This is a genomic window from Streptomyces sp. FH025, from assembly GCF_017427025.1.
Classification (GTDB): domain Bacteria; phylum Actinomycetota; class Actinomycetes; order Streptomycetales; family Streptomycetaceae; genus Kitasatospora.
This window is the reverse complement of record NZ_JAFLNG010000586.1, coordinates 1-4,945: the sequence shown is the minus strand read 5'-3', so window position 1 is coordinate 4,945 and position 4,945 is coordinate 1. Positions and strand designations below refer to the sequence as shown.

At 74.0% G+C, this 4,945-nt stretch carries 4 protein-coding genes and 1 pseudogene; 2 read left to right on the top strand and 3 right to left on the bottom strand.

Translation table 11 applies throughout. The features are described 5' to 3' along the window. Positions 1–41 precede the first annotated feature (41 nt). On the top strand, positions 42–611 hold the full coding sequence (locus tag J0670_RS29935) for a hypothetical protein (protein ID WP_207814834.1): 570 nt from the start codon (positions 42–44) through the stop codon (positions 609–611). A gap of 229 nt (positions 612–840) precedes the next feature. Continuing rightward, on the top strand, positions 841–1,314 hold the full coding sequence (locus J0670_RS29930; protein WP_307806760.1) for a DUF4265 domain-containing protein: 474 nt from the start codon (positions 841–843) through the stop codon (positions 1,312–1,314). 6 nt (positions 1,315–1,320) lie between these two features. Here J0670_RS29930 and J0670_RS29925 read toward each other — a convergent pair whose 3' ends face one another. From J0670_RS29925 to J0670_RS29915, 3 genes and pseudogenes are all read right to left on the bottom strand, one after another. Then, positions 1,321–2,016, bottom strand: a complete 696-nt coding sequence (locus J0670_RS29925; RefSeq protein WP_207814832.1) for an aspartate/glutamate racemase family protein — start codon at positions 2,014–2,016, stop codon at positions 1,321–1,323. A 54-nt stretch (positions 2,017–2,070) separates the two neighbouring features. Further along, the gene (locus J0670_RS29920) at positions 2,071–3,963 is read right to left on the bottom strand and encodes a CocE/NonD family hydrolase (protein ID WP_207814831.1); all 1,893 of its coding nucleotides are present in this window, start codon (positions 3,961–3,963) and stop codon (positions 2,071–2,073) included. A gap of 185 nt (positions 3,964–4,148) precedes the next feature. Continuing rightward, positions 4,149–4,945 (bottom strand): annotated as a pseudogene (locus J0670_RS29915) (hydrolase); the annotation flags it as partial.

Here is a 4,945-nt window from a genome sequence, read left to right as displayed (position 1 = left end):
GCCATGGTGCCCGGCCGGTCGGCAGGGCTACGGTGGCGGCCGTGAGTACTTCGATGGCGGCCGTACGGCGACGCGGCTCCCTCGCCGTGGTGTGGGCGGTGCTGCTCCTGGCGGTGGTGGCACCACCGTTGGTGGTCGGGCCCGCGTTCGCGCGCTCGGCGGCGCTGCTGTTGCTGCCCGGGCTGGTGGTGGCGTCGGGGCCGGCCGTCCTGCTGCGGTCCGGTACGGCGAGGCGGAAGTCCTGGCGGGCGGACGGGTACCTGGTGCGGGCCCGTACCTGGACGGGCGCGCGGGAGGTGGACCTCACGGCGCTCGCCACCGTGCGCGGCTGGGTGCTGCCGCAGCGGTCCGGCTCGCTCACGTACGTGTCCGTGGCGGACCGCTCCGGCGGGCGGGTGATCCTGGACGTCGACGCCCGGGGCCTGAAGCTGATCGCCGACGCGGTGCGCCACCACGGCGCGGGCTACCTCTCGCCCTGGGCCCTGGCCATCCTGGGCCTGGCACCGGCCCGTCGCCTCGGCTCGGCGGGCCGCCAACTGGGCCTCTGCCTCGTGGCGTTGGGCCTGGTCCTCGTCGGCATGCTGCTCGCGGCGGCGATAGCGCAGCGCTGACCCGGCTCGACCCGGCGGCCGCTCGGCGGAGCGGCAGAGGCCCTCCCGCCCGTTGAGCTCCTCGGGGTGGGAGTCGGCCGTGGGATCATGGCGGACATGTGGGATGTCGAGGACATGTGCGGACGAATCCGGGGAGCGGTCGTTGCGTAGCCTGGTGCGCCGTCTGCTGGGGCGGCGCGGTGAGGAACCCGGATGTGAGTGCCCTGCGCCGGAGCTCGACGAGAACCATGTGAAGGTCCACTTCCGCCTGGAGACGGACGAGGACGGCTGGCCGCCCGTCGGGGTGGAGAGCCTGTGGGCCCTGGACCTGGGTGACGGCACCGTCCGGCTGGACAACACGCCGTGGTTCGCCCGGGGCGTGGCGAGTGATGACGTCCTGCGGGTCGAGCGGGACGAGGAGGGGCTGCGCTGGGCGGGGGAGACCGTGCGGGCCTCGGGCAACTGCACGATCCGGCTGATCGTGCTGAAGGACGGCGGTTCGGTGGACGCCCTGCACGAGGTGTCGGAGGACTTCCGGCGGTTCGGCGTGACGTGCGAGGGCTTCGAGCGGTTCCGGATGGCGGCGCTGGACGTCCCGCCGGAGGCCGACCTGCCGGGCATCCGTACGGCGCTGGACGCCGGGCAGGCCGAGGGCCGGTGGGACTGGGAGGAGGGCTGCGTCACGGACGCGTGGCGCGCGACCGACCCGCCGGGCGGGCTGTAGTCGCGGTCAGTGCCCGGCCAGGGCGGCGTCGATCGCGGCCTCGGCGTGCAGGCGGGTGGTGGGGAAGACGGGCACCGGGCTGTCCTCCGGTCGGATCAGCAGCTCGATCTCGGTGCAGCCGAGCACGATCCCCTCCGCGCCGGCCGCCACCAGCTCGTCGATCACCCGCCGGTAGCTCGCCCGGGACTCCTCGCGGACCAGGCCGACGCACAGCTCCTCGTAGATGATCCGGTGCACCAGGGCGCGCGAATCCGCCTGCGGCACCAGGACGTCCAGGCCGCCGGAGGCCAACCGGCCCCGGTAGAAGTCCTGTTCCATGGTGAACGCCGTCCCCAGCAGTCCGACCCGCCGAACTCCCGCCGCGCGTACGGCTTCAGCGGTGGCGTCGGCCAGGTGCAGCAGCGGGACGGAGGTCGCGGCCTGCACCTGGTCGGCGACCTTGTGCATGGTGTTGGTGCAGATCAGCAGCAGCTCCGCGCCCGCCGCCTCCAGCGAGCGTGCCGCGTCGGCGAGGACCGCGCCGGCCTCGTCCCACCGCCCCTCCACCTGGAGCCGCTCGATCTCGGCGAAGTCGACCGAGTGGAGCACGAGTCGGGCGGAGTGCAGCCCGCCGAGGCGGCTGCGGGTGAGCGTGTTCAGCAGGCGGTAGTACTCGGCGGTGGATTCCCAGCTCATGCCGCCGATCAGGCCGAGGGTCTTCATGCTGCCGTTTATAAGGCGAGCGAGGCGAGAAAGGCAAGTTCATAAGAACAACTTTTAGGGCCTCTCCCGCGGCACCCGGTGCTGCCACTCCCGGGTGAACACCACCGACCCCGCCTCCAGCGCCCGCAGCTGCACGACGCTGATGAAGTGCTCGGCGTCGCACCGCAGTTGGGTGCGCGTCTGGACGGTCACGTCCCAGCCGATGTCCGGCCGCTCCAGCCGTACCGTGCGGTCGGTACGGGCCTGGGCGCTGAGCGGGGCACCGGTGAGGATGCGGTAGGCGGTGACGGTGTGCTCGTCGCGGACCAGGCCGTCGGGGTGGGTGCGGGTGCCGTCGGTGGCGGGGGAGAGCTCGGTGCGCCACTCGTGGCGGCCGATGTCGTGCACGGTGACGTGCTCGGGCCGGGCGGTGAGCGGCTCGGTGACGTGGATGTCCAGCGGGTCGGGCAGCGAGGGCGTCTCGAAGGTGATGGGCGCGGTGCCGATGTCGGCCGCGAGGTGGCGGACGGGCAGGCTGAGGGTGGAGCGGGACGGGTCGACGGCGTACCCGGTGTCGTCGGCGGGCGGCCACACCCACGGCCAGTAGACGGAGGAGAGGGCGAGCCGCAGCCGGTGCCCGGCCGGGACGGTGGCCGCGCAGGCGGCGAGCTCGACCTCGACGGTGGGAGCACCCCCGCCGGCCGCCGAAGCGCCGGCCGCCGAGGCACCGACCGCCAGCACCCCCCGGCTGAGCAGCTCCGAGGCGCCCTCCGGCCCGACCGCGCAGAGCCGCGCCACCACCTGGGTCGGGGCGGCGCCGCCCTCCCGCAGCCGCAGCCGCAGCGTCGGGGCGCCGAGCAGCTCGACCGGTTCCGGCAGCGGCTGGGAGTCGAAGCACACCGAGCGCCCGTCCTCCTCGCGCTGGTCCGGCGGCCGGTCGGCGGGGCGGCCGCGCGGGACGTAGGTGCCGGCGTTGAGGCCGGTGTGCTGCGGGGAGCGGACGTGGACGTAGCGGTCGTCGGAGGCGGTGCCCGCCGTGCTCAGCTGGCCGTCCAGGTCGTAGTGGATCTCCCGGACGTCGGGGGAGGGCCAGGCCTCCTCGCCGGTCCAGCGGGTGCTGATCCAGCTGCGCAGGGCGGGTTCCTTGAGGGCGCCGGTGTCGACGCCGCGCAGCCAGTGGTCCCACCAGCGCAGGGTCTCGGGCAGGGCGGCCTCGGGCAGGCCGTGCGGCCAGGGGCCGAGCAGGGCGTGCGCGGTGGGGGACTCGGCGAGCAGTCGCAGGACGAAGGAGCAGGACGGGTCGCCCCAGCCGGCCACCGCGAGGACGGGGACGGACACGGGCACGGTGGTGTCCCCGGCGGCGAGCCAGGCGTCGACCGGGGGTTCCAGGGTTTCCAGCCGGGTGAGCCAGCCGGCCCGCCAGGCGTCGCCCAGGCGGCGCGGGTCCGGTGGGAGGGCGGCGTCGGCGACCAGTTCGGTGAGCCGGGCGTGCAGGTCGGCGGCGAGGACGGCGCCGCCGAGCCGGTGGCCGCCCGCCGGGCAGGCGGTGACCACGGCGCCGACGGTCTCCGGCACCCGGGCGGCGAGCCGCAGCGCGGTGGTGCCGGCGGCGCCGACGCCGAGCAGGCCGAGCCGGCCGTTGCACCAGGGGCGGCGGGTGAGCCACCGGACGACGTCGGCGCCGTCGGCGAGTTCCGCTTCGCCGCCGGGTTCGGCGGGCGCGCCGCCGGAGTCGCCGTGGCCGCGGGTGTCGACCCGGACGGCGGCGTAGCCGTGGCCGGCGTACCAGGGGTGGCGGCGGGCGTCCTCGGCGGCGGTGCGGTCGCCGAGGCGGTCGGCCGAGTACTCCACCAGGGTGGGGACGGGCTCCTCGGTGACCGGGCGCCACAGCCGGGCGGCGAGTTCGGTGCCGTCGGGCAGCGGGATGCGGACGTCCTCGCGGGTGGTGTGGAACGGGTACGACGGCATGGCCGCTCCCATCGGGGTCCCGGGCCGGTGAACGCCGAACGGCCCGCGACGCGGACGGGGACCGCGTCGCGGGCGTGCGTCGGCATTTCGACCCTAGGGGAGGAAACGGTGGATTTCCTGACGAAGCCCTTCGGCGATCACGCCGTGAAGCCCCTCGGCGATCACGCCGTGAACCCCTTCGGCGATCACGCCTTGCTGAGCCAGGCGGTGGCGTTGAGGGCGAGGGCGGCGTTGGTGCCGGCCGGGTCGTCCCAGCCGTCGTAGACCTTCTTGCCGGCCTCGCCGGTGCCGTCGTCGATGGCGGAGCTGTCGCCCCAGACGGCGATCCGGCCGGTGCCGTAGGTGCTGGTGACGAAGAAGGCGCCGGTGTTGCCGCTGTAGCCGGTCCGGTAGACCAGGCCCTTGACGCTGGGGTTGTCGGCGGGCTTGAGGGTGAAGGTGGTGCCGTTGCGGATGATCGAGCCGGTGACGGTGCCGAAGGGGCCGTTCAGGACGGGGTCGGTGGGGGCGCTGATGGCCCGCGGGTTGTCGGTGACGATGTTGAGCAGGTCGACGGAGAAGCCGAAGGGGTCGTTGTTGTTCACCCCGTTGTTGGTCAGCAGATCGTTGATGATCTTGGGGGAGTCCCAGCCGTCGTTGTTGCGGTCGCTTCCGGTGTGGTCGGAGACGAGGAAGAGCCCGCCGCCGTTCTGGACGAACTTCATCAGAGCCGACTTCTCGCTCGCGCTGAAGCGGATGTTGGGCTCCGGGACGACGAAGGTGTCGAAGTTGGCGAGGTCGAGGGCGGCGCCCGTGCCGTAGCTGATGGTGGAGCCGGCCGGGAGGGTCTTGAGGCTGTACTGGCCGGTCTGCTGCAGGGCGACGCCCCAGGCGGAGATGGCGCCGGTCCAGCTCTTCTCGCTGGTGGGGTTGGGGTTCTGGGCGAGCGGGTCGGGCTGGCTGGTGCTGATGATCCAGTCGGCGTTGCCGGCGGTCTCGGCCT

What these genes read in the sequence shown, in the direction of transcription:
- J0670_RS29925 (WP_207814832.1), bottom strand. Translation starts at nt 2,016, where the DNA reads ATGAAGACCCTCGGCCTGATCGGCGGCATGAGCTGGGAATCCACCGCC.
- J0670_RS29920 (WP_207814831.1), bottom strand. Translation starts at nt 3,963, where the DNA reads ATGCCGTCGTACCCGTTCCACACCACCCGCGAGGACGTCCGCATCCCG.